Origin of the sequence: Streptomyces kanasensis (genome assembly GCF_043077165.1) — a bacterium.
Taxonomy (GTDB): domain Bacteria; phylum Actinomycetota; class Actinomycetes; order Streptomycetales; family Streptomycetaceae; genus Streptomyces; species Streptomyces changanensis.
Genome location: NZ_JBIBSF010000002.1, coordinates 604,941 through 623,743, shown reverse-complemented (window position 1 = coordinate 623,743; position 18,803 = coordinate 604,941). Strand labels below are relative to the sequence as shown.

The following is an 18,803-nucleotide window of genomic DNA, read 5'->3' as shown; positions in this document are numbered from 1 at the left end:
GTCGTGGAGTGGGGCCGGCTCTCCGACGGCGCGGCGGTGCACCGTTGGACGCTGGAGCGGGCCGGGACGCGCGCGGGTCCCAAGGTACGGCGGGATCGTGCGGTCGGTGGAGCGGCCGGACCGGGACGGGACCGTCGCGGACGTGGTGCTGGGCTTCGACGGCGTCGCCGGGTACGAGGAGCGGCCGGAGCCCTACTTCGGCGCTCTCGTGGGGCGGTACGTCAACCGCATCCGGGACGGCGTCTTCCGTCTGGACGGGCGGACCCACCGGCTCGCGCGCAACGGCGGCCCGCACAGTCTGCACGGCGGCGAGCGGGGCTTCGACAAGCACGTGTGGGAGGCGACGGAGGTCGACTCCGGAGTGCGGCTGTCCCGGGTGAGCCCGGACGGCGAGGAGGGCTTCCCCGGCCGGCTGGAGGTCTCGGCGACGTACACCCTGGACGGCGACGGCGACGGCGACGGCGCGCTGTGCGTCGCGTACCGGGCGGTGACCGACGCCCCGACGGTGGTGAACCCCACCCACCACGCGTACGGGAACCTCGGCGGGGCGCACGAGCTGTGGGTCGCCGCCACGCACCACACGCCGTCGGACGCGACGGGCGTGCCGACCGGGGAGCCGGCCCCGGTGGCGGGCACCCGGCTGGACTTCCGCACGCCGCGGCCCGTGGGCACCGGCCTCGACGACGACTTCGTCCTGGACCGGGCCGCGGGCACGGCGGGGAGCGTGGCCGTGGGTGGGGCCGCGGGCACGGCGGGGAGCGTGGCCGTGGGTGGGGCCGCGGGCGGGGTCGTCGCCACCGGCCCGGGCGGGACGGCCGGGCCGGTGGCCGAGCTGTGCGCGCCCGCCACGGGGCGGGCGGTGACGGTGCGGACGACGGAGCCCGGGCTCCGGGTGTACGCCCCGGACCACCTGGACGGGGTCGCCCTGGAGACGCAGGCCTTCCCGGACTCGCCGAACCGGCCGGAGTTCCCGAGCACCGTGCTGCGGCCGGGCGAGGTCCACGCGTCTCGGACGCAGTACGGCTTCGGGGTGCGCTGAGCCCGGCGGCCGGGGCTCAGTCGAGCTCCAGGCAGACGCTCAGGCGCACGTCGGTGAGGGAGCGGCCCGCGCGGATCTCGTACCGGCCCGGTACGGCGGTCCACGCGCCCGTCTCCTCGTCCCACACGTCGAAGAGGCGGGGCGCCAGCCGGATCTCCGCCTCCGCGGCGGCGCCGGGCGCGGCCTCGACCGTCGCGAAGCCGATCAGCCAGCGCGCGGGGCGCTCGACGCGGTCGGCGCGGGGGGCGACGTACAGCTGGACGACCTCGCGGCCGGGGCGGGAGCCGGTGTTGCGGACGCGGACCCGGGCGGTGGTGGGGGTGACGTCCAGGGACTCGTACTCCCAGGTGGTGTAGCCGAGGCCGTGGCCGAAGGGGTAGGCGGGCGCGGGTCCCCCCGCCCGGTCCCAGGCCCGGTACCCGATGTAGGGGCCCTCGGCGTAGCGCAGTTCGCCGTCGACGGGGGTGACGTCGGTGACGGGCGCGTCGGCGAGCGCGGCCGGCCACGTCGTCGGGAGGCGGCCGCCCGGCTCCTGCGCGCCGAGGAGGACGTCGGCGAGGGCGGCGCCGCCCTCCTGGCCGGGGAACCACGTGAGGAGCACGGCCGCCACCTCCTCCCGCCAGGGCGTTTCCACGGGCGCGCCGGCGTTGACCACGACGACGGTGCGGGGGTTGACGGCGGCGACGGCCCGGACCAGGTCGTCCTGACGGCCCGGCAGCCGCAGGTCGACGCGGTCGAACCCCTCGGACTCGACGCGTTCGGTGGTGGAGACGACCACGACGGCGGTGTCGGCGGCGCGGGCGGCCTCGACGGCCTCGGCGATCAGCACGTCGGGGTGGCGCCGCGGCGGGCGGTGCAGCAGCGCGAAGACGACGGCGGGCAGCGGTGACTCGGGGCCGCCGCCCGTGGTGTGGCGCAGGGACACCTCGACGGGGACGCCCTCGGCGAGGGTGACCGTGCCGCGTTCGGCGGGCGCGCCGGCGAACGCCTCGAACGGGTCGCCCTCGTCGCCCGCCGTCTGCACCCCGTCGTGGAGGGTCCGTCCGGCCACGGTCAGCGCGAGGCCGCCGAGGCCGCGGGTGCCGAAGCCGTGGGCGCCGCTCTCGCGGGGGGTGAACGTGCCGGTGATCTCGACGCTGTGGAGCGTCTCGTGGGTGACCCCGGCGGGCAGGTCGGTGGCGATCCACTGGATCTGGCCGGAGGGCAGCGGCGTCTCGGCGAGCACCGCTCCGGAGGCGTCGCGGCAGACGGCGCGCAGGGTGAAGCCGGCCGCGGCGGGGGCGGGTTCGTCGGCGGGGTCGGCGCCGACGGCGTACGTGAGCGCGACGCCCTCGGGCAGGGCCGCCGCGAGGCCGTCGAGCGGCGAGACGGTCCGGGCGGGGAAGACGTGCGCCGAGCCGCCGCCGAGGACGCGGGCGTCGCGGGCGGCGGCCCCGACGAGCGCGATCCGGCGGGTGCGGGCCGGGTCGAGGGGCAGGGCGCCGCCGGCGTTGCGCAGCAGGACGAACGAGCGGTGGGCGATCTCGCGGGCGAGCGCCTCGCCGTCGACGTGCCGCGGGGGTGCGGCGACAGCCGGTGGGGCGCCCTCCAGCGCGCCGACGCGCGCGGCGAGGCGGAGCACGCGGCGCACCGCCCGGTCCACCAGCTCCTCGTCGACCTCCCCGGACCGGACGGCGGCGGCGAGGGCCTCGCCGTAGACGGTGTGGGGGCCGGGCATGGCGACGTCGAGGCCGCCGCGCAGGGCGCCGGTCGTGGAGCGGGCGGCCAGCCAGTCGGAGACGGTGACGCCGTCGAAGCCCCACTCGTCGCGCAGCACGTCGACCTGGAGGTGCCGGTGCTCGGTCATGGTGACGCCGTTGACGGCGTTGTACGCGGCCATGACCGCCCAGGGCCGGGCGCCGCGGACGATCGCCTCGAAGGGAGCGAGGTACAGCTCGCGCAGCGCCCGGGGCGGGACGGTGTTGTCGACGGTGAAGCGGTCGGTCTCGGCGTCGTTGGCGACGAAGTGCTTGACGGTGGCGGCGACCCCGCCGTCCTGGACTCCGCGCACGTAGGCCGTGCCGATCTCGCCGGTGAGGTACGGGTCCTCGCTGTACGCCTCGAAGTGGCGGCCGCCGAGCGGGGAGCGGTGGAGGTTCACCGTCGGGGCGAGCAGGACGTGGACGCCCTTGCGGCGGGCCTCCTGAGCGAGCAGCCGCCCGGCGCGGCGGGCGAGCCGGGGGTCCCACGCGGCGGCGAGCGCGGTGGGGGACGGCAGGGTGACGGACGGGTCGTCGGCGGTCCAGCGCACGCCGCGGACGCCGACGGGGCCGTCGGACATGACCAACGACGCCAGGCCCACGGCCGGGACGGCCGGGAGGCTCCACATGTCCCGGCCCGCCAGGAGGCGCGCCTTCGTGTCCAGGTCGAGCGCGCCGAGCGCCGCCTCCACCGCTTCGTCCGCCGTCATGGTGGTCCCTTCCGGTCCGTCCCGCGTCGCCGGCACCCATGGTGACCCGGCCACCTGACGGACAGTAGGTGTCGTTACTCCTTCGTGATGCCAGCGTGGCCGGATACCGTACCGTCCTGCTGCGGGACCGACGGGAGGAGCGCGGACATGACGGCTGCCAGGCCCAGGAGCGAGGAGCGCCGTGAGGCCATCCTGCGCGCGGCCTTCGAGGTCATCGCCGAACGCGGCTACCGGGGGGCGTCCCTGGCCGCCGTCGCCGAACGGGCGGGGCTCACGCAGCAGGGGCTGCTCCACCACTTCCCCGGCAAGGAGGCGCTGCTGGTCGCGGTGTTGGAGGAGCGCGACCGGTGGGACACCGGCGGCGGTGGCGCGAGCGGCCGGTCCGGGTGGCGGCTGGACCTGCTGGCGACCCTCGTCGAGTACAACGCGATGCGGCCGGGCATGGTGCAGACCTTCTCCGCGCTGCTCGGGGAGAGCGTGACGGACTGTCACCCCGCTCGGGAGTTCTTCGTCCGGCGGTACACCGCGGTGCGGGCGGACATGGCGGAGTTGCTGCGGACCGAGTTCGGTGAGCGGCTGCCCTGCGGTCTCACTCCGGAGCGGGCCGCGCCCCTGCTCACGGCCGTGCTGGACGGGCTGCAGTACCAGTGGCTGCTCGATCCCGAGTCGGTGGACATGGCGTCGGCGTTCCGGGACTTCATGGTGCTGGTGGGGTGGGAGGAGGTGAAGTAGACGCGTGGTGGCGCCCGGTGCGGGCGGCGGCGATACTGCGGCCACCCGACGGAAGGACTCCCGTGTCACGGATACGCACCACCGCCCTCGGTCTCGCCCTCACGGCCGCCGCCTCCGCCCTCACCCTCGGCGCCGCGCCCGCCTCCGCCTCCCCCTTCGCCTCCGCCGCCACCTCCGCCACGCTCCCCGCACCCGCCTCCCGGGCCGGTGACGGGGCCGGGGGCACGGGCGGGAGCGCGGGCGGCGCCGCCGAGGGGCGTGCGGACGGGGCCCCGGCCGAGTCCACCGTCGAGGAGGCACGGCTGGACCGGCCCGTGCCGCGGGAGATCCTGCGGCGCTCCGGGTTCGACACCGCGGCGCCCCGGTTCGCCGACGCGCTGCGCGGCGCGCGGACCTACGCGCAGGCCGAGCGGATCGCCGTACGGCACGGGACGGAGCTGTGGCGGCGGGCCGTCGACCGGGCGCAGGGGCGCGGCCCGGTGGGCGGTGACCTCGCCCGGGACGACGACCGGCCGCTGTACTGGGCACGGTTGGGCATGACCCGCGCCCTGCGCGCCTGGGGGCCCGCCACGGCCCTGCCGGCCGGGGCGCGCGAACGGCTCCTCGACCGATTGGAGTCCGCCTCGCGGGGCCAGGACACCGTCCGCTTCCCGGCCGGACGGGGCGTCAAGCGGGTGCTGGTGACCGGTTTCGACCCCTTCACGCTCGACCGGGACATCCGGATCGGCAACCCGTCGGGCGCCGCCGCCCTCGCCCTCGACGGGACGCTGGTGCGCACGGCGGACGGCGGGTGGGCGCGCGTCGAGACGATGGTCTTCCCGGTGCGCTGGCGGGACTTCGCGGACGGCACCGTGGAACGGGCGCTGCGCCCGCACCTGCCGCGCGTGGACCTGTTCACCACCGTCAGCCAGGGCCGTGTGGGCCGCTTCGACGTCGAGCGGTACAACGGGGCGTGGCGCGGCGGCTTCGCGGACAACGAGAACGCCTCGGAGACCGGCCCGGTCCCGGTCGACGACCCGGACACGCGGCCCCAGTGGACGGTGACCAGCCTGCCGTACGCCGCGGTCACGGCCGCCGCCACGGGCCCGTTCCCGGTGTACGACAACACGGCGGTGACCGAGGTGCCCGCCGGAGCGGCCCAGCCGGTGGTCCGCCCCGACGGGCCCACGCCCGGCTCGGCGGCCCGCGCGGGCGGCGGAGGCGACTACCTCTCCAACGAGATCGCCTACCGCGCCACGCTGCTGCGCGACCGGCTGGGGCTGACCGGGCTGCCGGGCGGGCACCTGCACACGCCGGTGCTGCAGTTCGGCGCGGGCAACGCGGACGCGGTGGAGGACCCCGCGTACCTGCGGAACCGGGCGGCGATCACGGCGCAGGTCCGCTCGGTCATCGCCGTCGCGGCGGGCGCGGGCGGCGGCGCGGGGGCCGCGGGCGGCGTGGCGGAGGCTGAGGGCGCGGGCGGTCCGGGCGGCGTGCGGCGGTGACGTCCGTCGCCCGCCGGGGCCGCGCGGACGGGGAGCGGCATACTGTGGGACATGATCGTGGCAGCGGCCCAGTTCAGCGCGGTACCCGGGGACGTCGAGGCCAACGTCCGCACCATGACGGGGTTGCTCCGCGGGGCGGCCGGGGCGCGGGTGGTGGTCTTCCCCGAGCTCGCCCTCACCGGCTACGAGCCGGAGCTCGTCGACCGGGACCGCCGGCTGTGGACCGACGGCGACGATCCGCGGCTCGACCCGCTGCGGGAGGCGTGCCGCGCGGTGGGCGCCGCCGCCGTCGTCAACGGCGCGGCACCGGGTGAGGCCCCGGGCGACCGGCGGCCCTGCCTGACGTCGTTCGTGTTCGGGCCGGACGGGTCGCTGCTCGCCCGCTACGACAAGCGGCACCTGTACGAGGCGGAGGCCGAGGTCTTCGCGGCGGGCACCCGCGACGGCCGCTTCACGCTGGACGGGCAGCGGTTCGCGCTGGCCACCTGCTTCGACAACCACTTCCCGGAGGTCGGCGAGCGGGCGGCGGCGGACGGCTGCCGGGTGTACCTGGCCAGTTCCCTGTACGGGACGGGGGACGGTGTGCGGCAGCGGGCGACGGTCTATCCGGCCGTCGCCCGCGACCACGGCATGTACGTGGTCCTCGCCAACCACGTCGGCCCCGCCGGCCCGTGGACCGGCTGCGGGCGCAGCGCGGTGTGGGGTCCGGACGGCGGTCTGCTGGCCGAGGCGGACGCGACCGCGCCGGCGCTGGTCCGGGCGGAGGTCCGTACCGGGGCGGCCGGCGGGGTGGTCGGCGCGCAGGCCGGTCACGCGGGGGGTCGGGCGCACGGTGCGGTCGGTGGGCACGGCGCGGCCGGTGGGCCGGTCCCCCTGTAGGCGGGGACCGGCGGGCGGAGGACCGTCTGCTGCCGGGCGCCGCCACCGCGCCTCTGGGAGTGGGCGCGGCGGGCGGACGCGGGTCAGTCCTTGTGGAGGCCGTACGCCCCGGGCTGCGCGGCGGGGGCGGGCTCCTGGTCCGGCCGGTGGGTGTCCGGCGCCAGCTCGCGCGCCATCAGCGTGGCCCCGGCGACGGCGCCGGGCATCAGGAAGACCGCGACGAACGGGACCAGGTACGCGAGGGTCAGCGGCACACCGAAGCCGATGACCATCATGCGCCGGCCGCGCAGCAGCGCCAGGCGCTCCTTCAGCTCGATGCGGCGGCGCTGGAAGGCGACGGCCGTGAGCTCCTCGGTGAGGAAGTAGCCGGAGACGCAGAAGCCGAGCACGGGGACGACGGTCTGGCCGATGACCGGGACGAAGCCGAGGGCGAAGAGCAGCACGCCGTAGCAGGCCACGCGCGCCACGATGCGGAGGCTGTCGCGGGCGGAGATCCACAGCTCGCGGCCGAAGGACAGCCCGGACTCGGCGACGTGCCCGCCCTCCGAGCGGTCGACCTCCTCGGAGAGCGACTCGTAGAAGGGCTGGCCCACCAGGAGCGTCACCGCGGTGAAGGTGATCACGGCGAGGAAGAGCCCGAGCGCGAAGACCAGGGCGGTGAGGAAGCCGCGGAACAGTCCCTGCCAGGGCGAGGACCAGTCGTCGGCGAAGGGGGTGGCCCAGGCGGTCAGGTCGTCGGCCCCGAAGGCCAGGCCGACCAGCGCGCCGGCGTAGAGGACGAGGGTGACGAGGCCGGGGAGCAGCCCGAAGCCCAACCAGCGGCCGTGCCGGCCGACCCACCGCTGTCCCTGCAGGAGAAAGCCGAAGCCCTTGGCAAGATCACGCATGGGGGTCACCCTATCGGGGCCCCGCCGCCGGTTTCCGGTCACGGTCGTCACGGGGGCGGACGGCATGCGCCGGACACGGGCCGGCGACGGCGGAGGGCCGCCGGCGGACCGGGACCGGGGGCGGGAGGCGGACGAGGTCGGGAGACGCGGGCGGGCGGGAGACGGACGACGGAGGGCCGCGTCCCCGGTGGTACCGGGGACGCGGCCCTCGCCCGTGCGCGGCGTGCGCCCGTCCGTCAGACGGCGAGCTCGACCGTGATGTTCCCGCGGGTCGCCTTGGAGTACGGGCAGACCTGGTGGGCCTTTTCGAGCAGCTCCTTGGCGGTGGCGGGGTCGACGTTCGGGATGGTCGCGGAGATCTTGACGATGATCCCGAAACCGTCGTCGTTCTTGCCTATGCCCACCTCGGCGGTGACCTGGGAGCCGGACACGTCTGCCTTCTCCTGGCGGGCGACGACGGCCAGCGCGCCCTGGAAGCACGCGCTGTAGCCGGCGGCGAACAGCTGCTCCGGGTTGGTGCCCGAGCCGGAGCCGCCCATCGCCTTGGGCGGGTTGACGACCACGTCGAGCACGCCGTCGTCCGTGGCCACACGGCCGTCCCGGCCGTTCTCGGCGGTGGCTACCGCGGTGTAGAGGACGTCGGACTGCTGGATGGACATGTAGGGGTTCCTCCCTGTGTCGCGCCGCGACTCGCGCCCACGATCGCGACGGCCTGGAGGGAGCCTAGCGGGTGAGAGAAACGATCATCTTGCCGGTGTTGGCACCGCGCAGCATGCCGAGGAAGGCGTCGACGCCGTTCTCCATGCCCTCGACGACCGTCTCGTCGTACTTCAGGTCGCCCGAGCGCAGCCAGCCGGAGACCTCCTCCACGAAACGCGGCTGGAGGGCGGCGTGGTCGCCGACGAGCACGCCCTGCAGGCGCAGGCGCTTGCCGATGACCAGGGCGAGGTTGCGCGGGGCCGGGGTCGCCTCGGTGTCGTTGTACTGGGCGATCATGCCGCAGATGGTGGCGCGGCCGTGGACGTTGAGGGAGGAGATCGCGGCCTCCAGGTGCTCGCCGCCGACGTTGTCGAAGTAGACGTCGATGCCGTCGGGGGCGGCGGCCTGCAACTGCTCGCCGACCGGGCCGTTCTTGTAGTTGAAGGCGGCGTCGAAGCCGTACTCCTCGACCAGCCGCTTGACCTTCTCGTCGGAACCGGCCGAGCCGATCACCCGCGAGGCGCCCTTCAGCCGGGCCATCTGCCCGACCTGGCTGCCCACCGCGCCGGCCGCGCCGGAGACGAACACGGCGTCGCCCTCCTTGAAGGAGGCCGTCTCGAAGAGGCCCGCGTACGCCGTGAGGCCCGTCATGCCGAGCACGCCCAGGTAGGCGGTGAGCGGCGCGAGGGAGGCGTCGACCTTGGCGGCGCGCTTGGCCTCGACCTCGGCGTACTCCCGCCAGCCCAGGCCGTGCAGGACGTGGTCGCCGACCTCGAAGCCCTCGGCGGCGGAGGCGACGACCTCGCCGACCGCGCCGCCCTCCATCGGGTGGTCCAGGCGGAAGGGCGGGACGTACGACTTCACGTCGTTCATCCGGCCCCGCATGTACGGGTCCACCGAGAAGTGGAGGTTGCGGACGAGGATGCGGCCCTCGCCCGGGGCGGTGACGGGGGCCTCGCGGAGCGCGAAGTCCTCCGGGACGGGCCAGCCGTGCGGGCGGGCGACGAGGTGCCATTCACGGCCGGACGTCGGGAGTGCGGACATGCTGCGTACCTCCAGAAGATGTTTCACTAGCTGAAACAACCATGCGCCTCGATATTTCAGGTTGTCAAGTAAACGGGTAGGCTGGCGGGCATGCCCAGTACACGCACAGACCCGGTCACCGTCGAGGTCGTGGAACTCATCGGCACCGTCGTGGCGCGCTACCACGAGGAGTACGAGCACGCCGCGGCGCAGCACTCGCTGACCGGGGCGCAGGCGCGGGTGCTGAGCCTGCTCGCCCTGGAGCCGCTGCCCATGCGGCGCATCGCCGTGTCCCTGCGGTGCGAGCCGTCGAACGTGACGGGCATCGTCGACCGCCTGGAGGCCCGCGGCCTCGTCGAGCGGCGCCCGGACCCGGCGGACCGCCGGGTGAAGCTGGCCGCGCCGACGGAGGAGGGCCACGCGACCGCACGCCGCCTGCGGGACGCCCTGGACTTCGCCCGGGAGCCGCTGGCGGGCCTCTCGGTGGCGGAGCGCGCCCTGCTGCGCGACCTGCTGCGCCGCATGCTCGGCGAGCCCCCGGCTGACGGTCTCGGCGGCGGTCCCCGGGCCTGACGCCGGGCGGCAGCGGGCCCGCCCCTCGGGTGCCCCCGGCTTGCCGCCCGGCGGCCCGCGCTCGGCTCCCTCTCGGCCTGACCCTCGGGTTCCTCTCGGCCTGACGCTCGGCGGGCGGCCCTCGGACCTCCCCCGGGTCCGACGCTCGGCGGCCCCCGGCCCGACGGTGTCCTCCGCCGGGCATCCGGTGCTCGCCGGCCGCGGGAGCCCGGGAAGGCGGTCCGGGGCGCGCTGCCGCCGCCCGGGGGTCGGGCCCGGCAGCGGCGACGCCAGGCCGGAGGGCCGGAGGGCTAGAAGGCTAGAAGCACCACCACAGCCACGGCGTGCAGCTCTTCGTCGGCGAGGGTGCGGGGGACGGCGAGGGCGGCGGCTCGGGTGCCGGGTCGTCGGCCGGAGGGGTGGGCGTCGGGTCCGGATCCGGGTCGCCCTCGGCCGGCTCCGAGGGGGCGTCCCGCGGAGGCTCCGGGGCGTCCGTGTCCGGGGAGGCGCCCGGCCGGGTCGGGTTCTTCAGCCCTCCCTTGCCCTGCCCCTGCCCGGCTCCCCCGTCCACGCCGGTCCCGTCGCCCTCACCGGGCGCGGTGGCGGTGCCGTCGGGGCCGCCGGTCGCGTCGCCCGCGCCCGCGCCCGCGCCGTCCGCCGACGCGGACGGGTCGGCGCCGGGGTCGGACGCCGACGGCGACTCCCGGACCTCGTCGGGACCCTCCGGCCGCCCGGCACTCGGCGTCAGGACGGGCAGGGGCTCCGGCTGCGCCGCGTCCTCCTGCCGCACGGCGGTGGCCGCGCCGTCGTCGGCCGGGTGCTCCATCGCCAGTTCGGCCAGGCTCAGGGCGCCCGCCGCCAGGACCAGGCCCGTGACCCCCAGCAGGACGTTGCGGCCGCGCCGCCGCCGGGCGCGTCGACCTCCGGCCCGCCCGGCGCGCCGGGACCCGGACGGGTCCCCGCCGGACGGGGCCTTGCCGGAGCGGGCCTTGCCGGAGCGGGCCTGCCGCGCCTGGGCACGCCCGCTCGCCGCGGGCGGCACCTGCTCGTCCCGAGCGAGCTCGAAGACGTGGTCCGCCGCGGACGGCTGGGGGTCGTCGTGCCGGAGCTCCTCGACGGGGGTTCCGCACCCGGCACAGGCCAGAGCTCCGTTGAGGTGCCGCTGACACTGGTGGCAGTAATCCATGGCGCCCGCAGATTATGCGCCTGAAGGGCGTCACGGACGGGAGAGCTTGTGAGGATCCTGTGTGGAAGGACGCCTTCCGCCACCGGATCACCCGACGGTCCGGGCGGGGGCGCGCCGCACTCTCAGACCGTGATCGGCACCTCGTGGACCTCGTCGGCCCGGTGCCCCGCCTTCTCGTGCACCCGCTGCACCGCCTCCTTGGAGGGCGCCGACGACAGGCAGTACACCGTGCCGGACTCCGGGTCGGCCCAGGCCCGCTCGAAGTGCACGCCTTCCTCCTTCTCGTGGGCGAGGTCCGCCTGGTGCGCCTGGCGCAGCTGGTCGGCGGTGATGCCCTCGAAACCGTGGTGAACGTCCATGTACGTGGCCATGGCAGCCGTACCTCCGTCCGGTAGCCGTCCCCCTCCCTCCATGGTGCGCCCGCGCCCCCCGCCCGTCGCGCGGGGGCCCCGGGGGCGGCGGGGCGGCGCCCCCGGGGCGGGGCTCAGAGCGGCGGGGCCGCGGGCGGTCGGGCGGGGGGGCGGCCTGGGCCACCCGGCTGACCCCCCGTCAGCTCCGTCCCCCCACCGGCGCAGCCCAGCGCGCGCCCCGGCCCCGGCGGCCGGACGATGCAGACACATACCGCTCCCGGGAGGATCCGCCGTGACCGTCAGTCTTGAGCAGTTGCGCCGCTGCCACGTCGCCGTCGACCTCGGGGCCGCCAGGACCCGGGTCTTCGTCAAGGGCGCCGGGCTCGTCGTGGACGAGCCGAGCGTGGCCGCCGTGAACACGCGCACCGGCGCGCTGATCGCGGTCGGCGAGTTCGCGGAGAAGATGACCGGGCGCACGCCCCACTACATCCGGGTCGTCCGCCCCGTCTCCGGCGGCAGCGTCGTCGACATCGAGATGGCGCAGCGGATGCTCCGCAGCCTCCTCGGCGAGAAGCTCCGGCGCCAGCTGCGCCGCAAGCCGCTGCTGCGCGCGGCCGCCTGCACCCCGCACGACAGCGACCCGCTCGCCCAGCGCGCCACCGTCGAGACGATGGTCGGGCTGGGGGCCCGCCGCGTCGAGCTGGTGGACACCCTGATCGCGGCGGCCGTCGGCTGCGGCCTGCCCGTGGCCCAGCCGACCGCGACCATGATCCTCGTGTGCGGGGCGGCGACGACGCAGGTCGCGGTGCTCTCGCTCGGCTCGATCGTCACCGCGGAGCGCATCCCGGTGGGCGGCAACGCCATCGACCACGCCGTCATCCAGTACCTGCGCCACCAGCACGAGCTGATGCTGCCGACGCAGTCCGTGCGCCCCCTGCAGCTCGCCCTGCACGGCAACGGACTGACCGCCGAGGGCCCGGCGTCGACCGAGATCCACGGCCGCGACGTCGCCACCGGGCTGGCGCGTTCCGTCCTCGTGGACACGGCCGCGGTCCGCCAGGCCATCCACACCCCGCTGACGGCCGTGCTCGACGGCATCGGCAAGGTGCTCCGCGACTGCCCGCCCGACCTCGTCGCCGACCTCGCCGAGCGCGGCATCACCATGGTCGGCGGCAGCGCCCGGCTGCCCGGTCTCGACCAGATGCTGCGCGACTGGACGGGCATGCCGGTGCGGATCGCCGAGCGTCCGGACGTCTGCGCGGTCCTCGGGCTGGGCGAGATGCTGGAGGGCCGGATCGAACCGCTCACCCTCAACCCCCTGGCCGACGCGGAGTAGCCCCTGACGGCCACCGGGCGGAGGTACGACGGCACGGGGCTGCGGCGGTACGCGGCGGACCCGGCGGCCGGCCGGGCGGTGGTACGCGGCCCGGCCCTACGGCGGTGAGGCGCGCCTGGCGCCGCGCCCGCGCGGAAGGGCGGGCCGGCGCCAGGCGCGCCCGGGGTCGGTGGCCGGGCGGACCAGGACCGGCGGACCGGGTGGGGCGGGTCGGGGCCGGGGTCGGCGGACCGGGTGGGTCGGGGGCGGCCGGGGTCGGCGGACCGGGTGGGTCGGGGGCGGCCGGGCGGCGCCTGGGAGCATGGCGGGACACCCTGTGCAGCGATGCGAGGAGGACGGCCCCGTGAGTTCCCTCTTTCCGGCCCTGACCGCCGGCGGCCCGGACGGCGACGACCGGCCCGCCCTGCGGTTCGGCGACCGCGCCCTCACCTACGGCGGGCTCCGCTCCGCGGCCGCCGCCGTGGTCCCGCGCCTGGCCGGCGCCGGGCGGGTCGCGGTCTGGGCCACGCCCTCCCCGGAGACCTGCGTCGCGGTGGTCGCGGCGCTGCTCGCCGGTGTCCCGGCCGTACCGCTCAACCCCCGCACCGGCGAGCGCGAGCTGACGCACATCGTCGGCGACAGCGCACCGGCCCTGGTGCTGGCCGCCCCGGGCGACGAGCTCCCGGCGCCGCTCGCCGGCCTGGCGCGCGTCGACGTCACGGCGGGGGCGCCCGACGGCGCCGCGGCCGGCGGCCCGCTGCCCGCCGAACCGGACCCCGGCGCGCCCGCGCTGGTCGTGTACACGTCCGGAACGACCGGCCCGCCCAAGGGCGCCGTCCTCCCACGCCGCGCCCTGGCGACGACCCTCGACGCGCTGGCCGACGCGTGGGCGTGGACGGCGGACGACGTCCTGGTGCACGCGCTGCCCCTGTTCCACGTGCACGGCCTCGTCCTGGGCGTCCTCGGCCCCCTCCGCCGCGGCGGCGCCGTCCGGCACCTCGGCCGGTTCACCACCGACGGGGTGGCGCGCGCCCTGGCCGACGGCGGGACGATGCTGTTCGGCGTGCCGACGATGTACCACCGGATCGCCGAGGCCCTCGCCCCGACCGGCTCCCCCTCCGCGAACGGGTCCGCGGGCGGTGGGGACACGCCCCCCGGCGGCACCGACACGGCCCCCGGCGCCGGCTCGGCCCCGCGCGGCACCGACGCGGCCCCCGGCGCCGGTGACGCCGCGCTCGCCCGGGCGCTGGCGGGTGCCCGGCTGCTCGTGTCGGGCTCGGCCGCGCTGCCGCTGCCCGACCACGCACGCATCACCGCCGCGACGGGACGGCGGGTGGTCGAGCGGTACGGCATGACCGAGACGCTGATGAACACGAGCGTCCGTCCGGGCGCCGAGCCGGAGCGCCCCGGCTCCGTCGGGACGCCGCTGCCGGGCGTGGAGCTGCGGCTGGTCCTCGACGACGGGACGCCGGTCACCGCGTACGACGGCGAGACGATCGGCGAGGTGCAGGTGCGCGGCCCGAACCTGTTCACGGAGTACCTGAACCGGCCCGACGCGACCGCCGCCGCGTTCGACGGCGGCTGGTTCCGCACCGGCGACATGGCGGTGCGGGACGCGGACGGGTCGGTACGGCTCGTGGGGCGCAGGGCCACCGACCTGATCAAGAGCGGCGGCTTCAAGATCGGCGCCGGGGAGATCGAGAACGTCCTCCTCGCCCACCCGGCGGTGCGGGAGGCGGCCGTCACCGGCGAGCCCGACCCCGACCTGGGCGAACGCGTCGTGGCGTGGGTGGTGGCCACCGACCCGGGAGCGCCACCGCCGGCGGCCGAGCTGGCGGACCACGTCGCCGCGCAGCTCGCCCCGCACAAGCGGCCCCGCGCCGTCCGCTACCTCGACGCGCTGCCCCGCAACGACATGGGCAAGGTGCTCAAGCGGGCCCTCCATGGCTGAGGCGGCGGCGCGGCTGACCGCCCGCGCGGCGATAGCGCTGGTCGCGGAGGGGTTCACGGAGCACACGCCGCCCCCGCCGCCCCCCGGCCCCGGCCCCGGCCCGGCGGACGGCCCGCTGGGGTGGGACGGGTACGGGGAGGCACGGGCCCGCGCGCGGGAGCGGACGGGCGAGGCGGAGTCCGCCGTGTACGGGGAGGCCGAGGTGGGGGGCGTGCGGTGCGTCGTCCTCGCCTTCGAGTTCGGCTTCCTCGGCGGGTCACTGGGCGAGCGCACCGGCGACCGGATCACCGCCGCGTACCGGCTCGCGCGCGAGCGTCGGGTCCCGCTGGTGTCGCTGGTGGCGACGGGCGGCAGCCGGATGCAGGAGGGCATGGTCGCGCTGGCGCAGTTGCAGCGGGTGGCCCGCGAGACGGTGCTGCTGCGCGCGGCGGGGGTGCCGCACGTCGCCGTGTTGCGGGACCCGGCGACCGGGGGCGGCTGGGCGACGATCGGCGCGGGCGCGGACGTGTTGCTGGCGCTGCCCGGTGCGCAGGTCGGCTTCGCCGGGGCGCGGGTGCGGCCCGCGGACGCCGACCCGGCGGCGTACACGGCGGAGGGCCAGCTCGCGGCGGGCCAGATCGACGCGGTGGTGCCGGCCGGGGAGCTGCGCGCGACGCTGGGGCGGTGGCTGACCGCCCTGACCCGGCCGGCGCCGGGCCCGGTGCCCCCGCCGCCGGCGCTGGGCGGGGCGGCCGGCCCGCCGGTGACCGGCTGGGACGCGGTGCGCCGGGCGCGCGCCCCCCAGCGGCCCCGTGCGGAGGCGTACCTGGACGCCTACTTCCAGGAGCGGCTGCCGCTCGTCGGCGACCGGTGCGGCGGCACGGACCCGGGGATGCTGTGCGGCGTGGGGCTGCGCGACGGGCACGGGGTCGTGTACGCGGCCCAGTGCGGTACGGCGACGCTCCCGGCCGGGTACCGCACGGCGGCGCGGGTGGTCCGCCTCGCCGACCGGCTGGGCCTGCCGGTGCTGACGCTGGTGGACACACCGGGCGCCGCGAACGACGCCGAGGCCGAGCGGGCGGGCGCGGGCGCGTCGATCGCGGAGGCGTTCGCCGCGGTGGCCGGGGCGCGGGTGCCGGTGACGACGCTGGTGGTCGGCGAGGGCGGGTCGGGCGGCGCGCTGGCGCTCGCGGCGCCGGGCCGCACGTGGGTGACGCCGGACAGCTACTTCTCGGTGATCGCCCCGGAGCTCGCGGCGGCGATCCTCAAGCGCCCGGCCGAGGAGGCCGCGCGCACGGCGGAACAGCTGCGGCTGCGCCCGCAGGACCTGGTGGAGCTGGGGGTCGTGCGCGGCATCGTCTGACGGCGCCGTACGAACGCCCGTGCCCGGCCCGGCCACCGTACGGCCGGGCCGCACTGCCCCGCCCCGCGCCGGCCTTGCCTGCCCCGCCCCGCGCCGTCGCGGCGGGCGCGCGGGCGGGGGCTCACGGCGCTCAGCGCCGGCCGCCGACCGGCTCCTCGTCGCCCATGGTCTGCGCCGCGGCGTCCAGGACGGCGGCGAGGTCGTTGAGCCGGGCGCGCAGCGCGCGCATCTCGTCGAGGGACATGCCCGTCACCTCGGCCATCCGGCGCGGGACCCCGGCGGCGCGCTCGCGCAGGGCGGCGCCGGCGGGCGTGGGCCGGACGGTGACGGACCGCTCGTCCTCGGCGCTGCGGCGCCGCTCCACGTACCCGGCCGCGTCCAGCCGCTTGAGGAGCGGCGAGAGGGTGCCGGAGTCGAGGCGCAGGTGCTCGCCGATCCGCTTCACGGGCAGTTCGCCGTGCTCCCACAACACCAGCATCACCAGGTACTGGGGGTAGGTCAGCCCCAGGTCCTTGAGGGCGACACGGTAGACGCCGTTGAAGGCGCGGGTCGCCGCGTGCAGCGAGAAGCAGATCTGGTGGTCGAGGCGGAGGAAGTCCTCGTCCTCCCGGGCGTCGCCGTGCGTGTCGGTGTGGTGCATCCCACTAGGCTACTCCCCCCAATTTAGTTGTGCGCAATTTAGTTGCCTGCTAGAAATGATCTCGACGCCACTCCACGACCGAGAGGACCGGACTCCCATGGACGCCCTGTACACCGCTGTCGCCACCGCCAACGGCCGCGAGGGCCGCGCCGTCAGCTCCGACGGCCGGATAGACCTGCCGCTCGCCTTCCCCCAGGCCCTGGGTGGTAACGGCGAGGGCACCAACCCCGAGCAGCTCTTCGCCGCCGGGTACGCGGCGTGCTTCGCCAGCGCCATGGGGGCGATCGGCCGGCAGGAGAAGATCGACGTCAAGGACGCCTCCGTCACCGCCGAGGTGAGCATCGGCAAGGACACCGACGGCGGCTTCGGCCTCTCCGTCGTCATGCGCGTCGAGCTCCCGGACCACCTCCAGGGCGAGGCCGGGCGCGACCTGCTGGAGAAGACCCACGCGTACTGCCCCTACTCCAAGGCGACGCGCGGCAACATCGACGTGAAGATCGAGGTCGAGTGACCCCCTCGGCCCCGTCGACCCCCTCGCCCCCACCGGCCCCGCTCACACGCTGACGCGCACCGCGGAGCCGCCGACGCGCCGGGCCGAGGGCGGGCCGAGCCGCTGACGTACGCGCGGGAGCCCCGGACCTGTCGGGTCCGGGGCTCCCGCGCGTCCCGCTCCGCACCCGGGCCGCAGCCGGCGGGCCGGGGGGCCGGTGGCCTCAGACGCCCGGGCCCGGCCAGCCGGCCACCGCCGCGGCCTCCAGGCCGCGGGTGCGGTAGCTCTCCCCCTCCAGCGCGACCACCTCGGCGTGGTGGGCGAGCCGGTCCGCGGTCGCGGAGGCGACACCGCCGTCGCCGAAGACCTCGGCCCACCGCCCGAAGGGCCGGTCGGTGGTGACGAGGAGGGAGGCGCGCTCGTAGCGGTGCGCGACCAGTTGGAAGAAGAGGTTGGCCGACTCGCCGTCGAACGGCACGTACCCGAGCTCGTCGACGACCAGCAGCGGACAGGCGTCCAGCGCCGCCAGCTCCTCGTCGAGCCGGCCCGCGGCCTTGGCGCGGCGCAGCCGGGCACCCCACTCCTGCGCCGTCGCGAAGAGCACCCGCTGCCCCGCCTCGCAGGCGCGCACGCCGAGCGCGACGGCGAGGTGGGTCTTGCCGGTGCCTGGGCCGCCGAGGAAGACGACGTTCTCGCCGCGCGCGACGAAGTCGAGCCGGCCCAGCCGGTCCAGGACCAGCGGGTCGGGCGCCCGCAGGTGACCGGTGTCGAAGGTCTCCAGCTCCTTGCGGGCCGGGAAGCCCGCCGCCGCGATCCGCTCCTCCGCCCCGACGGCGTACCGTCCGGCGCCCGCCTGCCGCGGGAAGGGCCGGAGGGCGGCGCCCGCCTTCGCGCCGCCCGCGGCCGTACCGCCCGTCGGGGCGTCCCACGCGACCGGCCCGGCGGGAGCGCCGGTGGCGCCGGCGGTCTGCGCGGTGCCGGCCACGTCGGCGGTGCCGGCCGTACGGGGGTGGGCGGGGCCGAGCTCCGCCGCGTGGTCGGGGCGGGGGCCGCCGTGCTCGTGGGCGGTCATCGGCCCGGACATGTACGCCAGGATGAGGGCCGAGACGATGAACGCCATGTGGATGACCGTGCCCCACAGCAGGTCGTGCCGCGGGGTGTGGTGCACGTCGACGAACATCTGGAGCAGGTGCACCGACGAGATGCCGACGATCGCCGTCGCCAACTTCACCTTCAGCACGTTGGAGTTGACGTGGGAGAGCCACTCCGGCTGGTCCCGGTGGCCCTGGAGGCCGATGCGGGAGACGAAGGTCTCGTACCCGCCGACGATGACCATGATGAGCAGGTTGGCGATCATGACGACGTCCACGAGTTTCAGCACCGCGAGCATGACGTGCGTCTCGTCGGCGGATCCGCTCAGGACGTGCTCGATCAGTTTCCAGAGCTCGTTGAAGAACTTGTAGACGTACACGCCCTGGGCGGCCACGAGGCCGAAGTACAGGGGTGCCTGGAGCCAGCGGGTGGCGAAGAGCGCGTAGCCGAGGGTCGTCATGTGCGACGTGGCGGTCGGGGCGGGCGCGGCGGCGGAGGGGGACGAGTCGAGGCGGGACACCGGCATCTCCTGCGACGGGGAGGGGAGCGCCATTCTCGTGGGCCGCAGGAGAAAATCTGAATTCCTGCCACTCGTAGGGATTAATAGGCATTCAGTCGGACGGCAGTGGGGCGTGTCTCTCTCCGTGGATCACGCTGGCGCCGCCAGGGCAGTTGTGCGAATGTCGCTGCTGG

The 18,803-nt window shown here is 76.5% G+C and carries 16 protein-coding genes and 1 pseudogene; 9 read left to right on the top strand and 8 right to left on the bottom strand.

Annotated elements, in window-relative coordinates; genetic code table 11:
* Positions 1–3 precede the first annotated feature (3 nt).
* A pseudogene (locus ACF053_RS07920) lies at positions 4–1,039 on the top strand (aldose epimerase family protein).
* Positions 1,040–1,055: 16 nt separating this feature from the next.
* On the opposite strand, the gene ACF053_RS07915 reads toward ACF053_RS07920, so the two are convergent.
* A complete protein-coding gene (locus tag ACF053_RS07915; protein WP_391953049.1) occupies positions 1,056–3,488 on the bottom strand; it encodes a beta-glucosidase family protein in 2,433 nt (810 codons plus the stop codon).
* Between the two features lie 147 nt (positions 3,489–3,635).
* Between ACF053_RS07915 and ACF053_RS07910 the strand changes: the two genes are divergently transcribed.
* The 3 genes from ACF053_RS07910 (at position 3,636) to ACF053_RS07900 (ending at position 6,583) form a co-directional block, all read left to right on the top strand.
* Positions 3,636–4,220, top strand: a complete 585-nt coding sequence (locus tag ACF053_RS07910; protein ID WP_391953048.1) for a TetR/AcrR family transcriptional regulator — start codon at positions 3,636–3,638, stop codon at positions 4,218–4,220.
* A 62-nt stretch (positions 4,221–4,282) separates the two neighbouring features.
* Positions 4,283–5,704, top strand: coding sequence for a pyroglutamyl peptidase (locus tag ACF053_RS07905; RefSeq protein ID WP_391953047.1), 1,422 nt, complete (start codon positions 4,283–4,285; stop codon positions 5,702–5,704).
* A 51-nt stretch (positions 5,705–5,755) separates the two neighbouring features.
* Entirely contained in the window at positions 5,756–6,583 is an 828-nt protein-coding gene (locus ACF053_RS07900) for a carbon-nitrogen hydrolase family protein (protein ID WP_391953046.1), read from the top strand.
* 83 nt (positions 6,584–6,666) lie between these two features.
* Here ACF053_RS07900 and ACF053_RS07895 read toward each other — a convergent pair whose 3' ends face one another.
* The 3 genes from ACF053_RS07895 to ACF053_RS07885 form a co-directional block, all read right to left on the bottom strand.
* Positions 6,667–7,470 (bottom strand): EI24 domain-containing protein, encoded by an 804-nt coding sequence (locus tag ACF053_RS07895; protein WP_391953045.1) that lies wholly within the window; start codon positions 7,468–7,470, stop codon positions 6,667–6,669.
* 236 nt (positions 7,471–7,706) lie between these two features.
* Positions 7,707–8,129: an organic hydroperoxide resistance protein gene (locus ACF053_RS07890; RefSeq protein WP_391953044.1), complete on the bottom strand. Its 423-nt coding sequence runs from the start codon at positions 8,127–8,129 to the stop codon at positions 7,707–7,709.
* Positions 8,130–8,193: 64 nt separating this feature from the next.
* The gene (locus ACF053_RS07885) at positions 8,194–9,213 is read right to left on the bottom strand and encodes an NADP-dependent oxidoreductase (RefSeq protein WP_391953043.1); all 1,020 of its coding nucleotides are present in this window, start codon (positions 9,211–9,213) and stop codon (positions 8,194–8,196) included.
* A 90-nt stretch (positions 9,214–9,303) separates the two neighbouring features.
* On the opposite strand from ACF053_RS07885, the gene ACF053_RS07880 reads away from it, so the two are divergent.
* On the top strand, positions 9,304–9,765 hold the full coding sequence (locus ACF053_RS07880; protein WP_391953042.1) for a MarR family winged helix-turn-helix transcriptional regulator: 462 nt from the start codon (positions 9,304–9,306) through the stop codon (positions 9,763–9,765).
* 298 nt (positions 9,766–10,063) lie between these two features.
* On the opposite strand, the gene ACF053_RS07875 is transcribed toward ACF053_RS07880, so the two are convergent.
* Together ACF053_RS07875 and ACF053_RS07870 are read right to left on the bottom strand one after the other, a co-directional pair.
* Positions 10,064–10,930 carry an SCO2400 family protein gene (locus ACF053_RS07875; protein WP_391953041.1) on the bottom strand — a complete coding sequence of 289 codons (867 nt, stop codon included), beginning with the start codon at positions 10,928–10,930 and terminating at the stop codon, positions 10,064–10,066.
* Positions 10,931–11,052: 122 nt separating this feature from the next.
* On the bottom strand, positions 11,053–11,301 hold the full coding sequence (locus ACF053_RS07870; protein WP_391953040.1) for an SCO4226 family nickel-binding protein: 249 nt from the start codon (positions 11,299–11,301) through the stop codon (positions 11,053–11,055).
* 271 nt (positions 11,302–11,572) lie between these two features.
* Here ACF053_RS07870 and ACF053_RS07865 point away from each other — a divergent pair, with 271 nt between their 5' ends.
* The 3 genes from ACF053_RS07865 (at position 11,573) to ACF053_RS07855 (ending at position 15,888) form a co-directional block, all read left to right on the top strand.
* Positions 11,573–12,616, top strand: coding sequence for a rod shape-determining protein (locus ACF053_RS07865; protein WP_391953039.1), 1,044 nt, complete (start codon positions 11,573–11,575; stop codon positions 12,614–12,616).
* 343 nt (positions 12,617–12,959) lie between these two features.
* Complete coding sequence (locus ACF053_RS07860) at positions 12,960–14,546, top strand: acyl-CoA synthetase (RefSeq protein ID WP_391953038.1); 1,587 nt, start codon at positions 12,960–12,962, stop codon at positions 14,544–14,546.
* The gene (locus tag ACF053_RS07855; protein WP_391953037.1) at positions 14,539–15,888 is read left to right on the top strand and encodes a carboxyl transferase domain-containing protein; all 1,350 of its coding nucleotides are present in this window, start codon (positions 14,539–14,541) and stop codon (positions 15,886–15,888) included. The genes ACF053_RS07860 and ACF053_RS07855 overlap by 8 nt, the downstream gene beginning before the upstream one ends.
* A 130-nt stretch (positions 15,889–16,018) precedes the next feature.
* Here ACF053_RS07855 and ACF053_RS07850 read toward each other — a convergent pair whose 3' ends face one another.
* Complete coding sequence (locus ACF053_RS07850; protein WP_391953036.1) at positions 16,019–16,528, bottom strand: MarR family winged helix-turn-helix transcriptional regulator; 510 nt, start codon at positions 16,526–16,528, stop codon at positions 16,019–16,021.
* 97 nt (positions 16,529–16,625) lie between these two features.
* Between ACF053_RS07850 and ACF053_RS07845 the strand changes: the two genes are divergently transcribed.
* Entirely contained in the window at positions 16,626–17,039 is a 414-nt protein-coding gene (locus tag ACF053_RS07845) for an organic hydroperoxide resistance protein (RefSeq protein WP_391953035.1), read from the top strand.
* A gap of 202 nt (positions 17,040–17,241) precedes the next feature.
* On the opposite strand, the gene istB is transcribed toward ACF053_RS07845, so the two are convergent.
* A complete protein-coding gene (istB, locus tag ACF053_RS07840; RefSeq protein ID WP_391953210.1) occupies positions 17,242–18,570 on the bottom strand; it encodes an IS21-like element helper ATPase IstB in 1,329 nt (442 codons plus the stop codon).
* Positions 18,571–18,803: the final 233 nt, after the last annotated feature.

Bases quoted from the DNA above. Each gene is read 5' to 3' on its own strand.
- ACF053_RS07915 (WP_391953049.1), bottom strand. From the start codon at position 3,488: ATGACGGCGGACGAAGCGGTGGAGGCGGCGCTCGGCGCGCTCGACCTG.
- ACF053_RS07910 (WP_391953048.1), top strand. From the start codon at position 3,636: ATGACGGCTGCCAGGCCCAGGAGCGAGGAGCGCCGTGAGGCCATCCTG.
- ACF053_RS07900 (WP_391953046.1), top strand. From the start codon at position 5,756: ATGATCGTGGCAGCGGCCCAGTTCAGCGCGGTACCCGGGGACGTCGAG.
- ACF053_RS07895 (WP_391953045.1), bottom strand. From the start codon at position 7,470: ATGCGTGATCTTGCCAAGGGCTTCGGCTTTCTCCTGCAGGGACAGCGG.
- ACF053_RS07890 (WP_391953044.1), bottom strand. From the start codon at position 8,129: ATGTCCATCCAGCAGTCCGACGTCCTCTACACCGCGGTAGCCACCGCC.
- ACF053_RS07885 (WP_391953043.1), bottom strand. From the start codon at position 9,213: ATGTCCGCACTCCCGACGTCCGGCCGTGAATGGCACCTCGTCGCCCGC.
- ACF053_RS07880 (WP_391953042.1), top strand. From the start codon at position 9,304: ATGCCCAGTACACGCACAGACCCGGTCACCGTCGAGGTCGTGGAACTC.
- ACF053_RS07875 (WP_391953041.1), bottom strand. From the start codon at position 10,930: ATGGATTACTGCCACCAGTGTCAGCGGCACCTCAACGGAGCTCTGGCC.
- ACF053_RS07870 (WP_391953040.1), bottom strand. From the start codon at position 11,301: ATGGCCACGTACATGGACGTTCACCACGGTTTCGAGGGCATCACCGCC.
- ACF053_RS07855 (WP_391953037.1), top strand. From the start codon at position 14,539: ATGGCTGAGGCGGCGGCGCGGCTGACCGCCCGCGCGGCGATAGCGCTG.
- ACF053_RS07850 (WP_391953036.1), bottom strand. From the start codon at position 16,528: ATGCACCACACCGACACGCACGGCGACGCCCGGGAGGACGAGGACTTC.
- ACF053_RS07845 (WP_391953035.1), top strand. From the start codon at position 16,626: ATGGACGCCCTGTACACCGCTGTCGCCACCGCCAACGGCCGCGAGGGC.
- istB (WP_391953210.1), bottom strand. From the start codon at position 18,570: ATGACGACCCTCGGCTACGCGCTCTTCGCCACCCGCTGGCTCCAGGCA.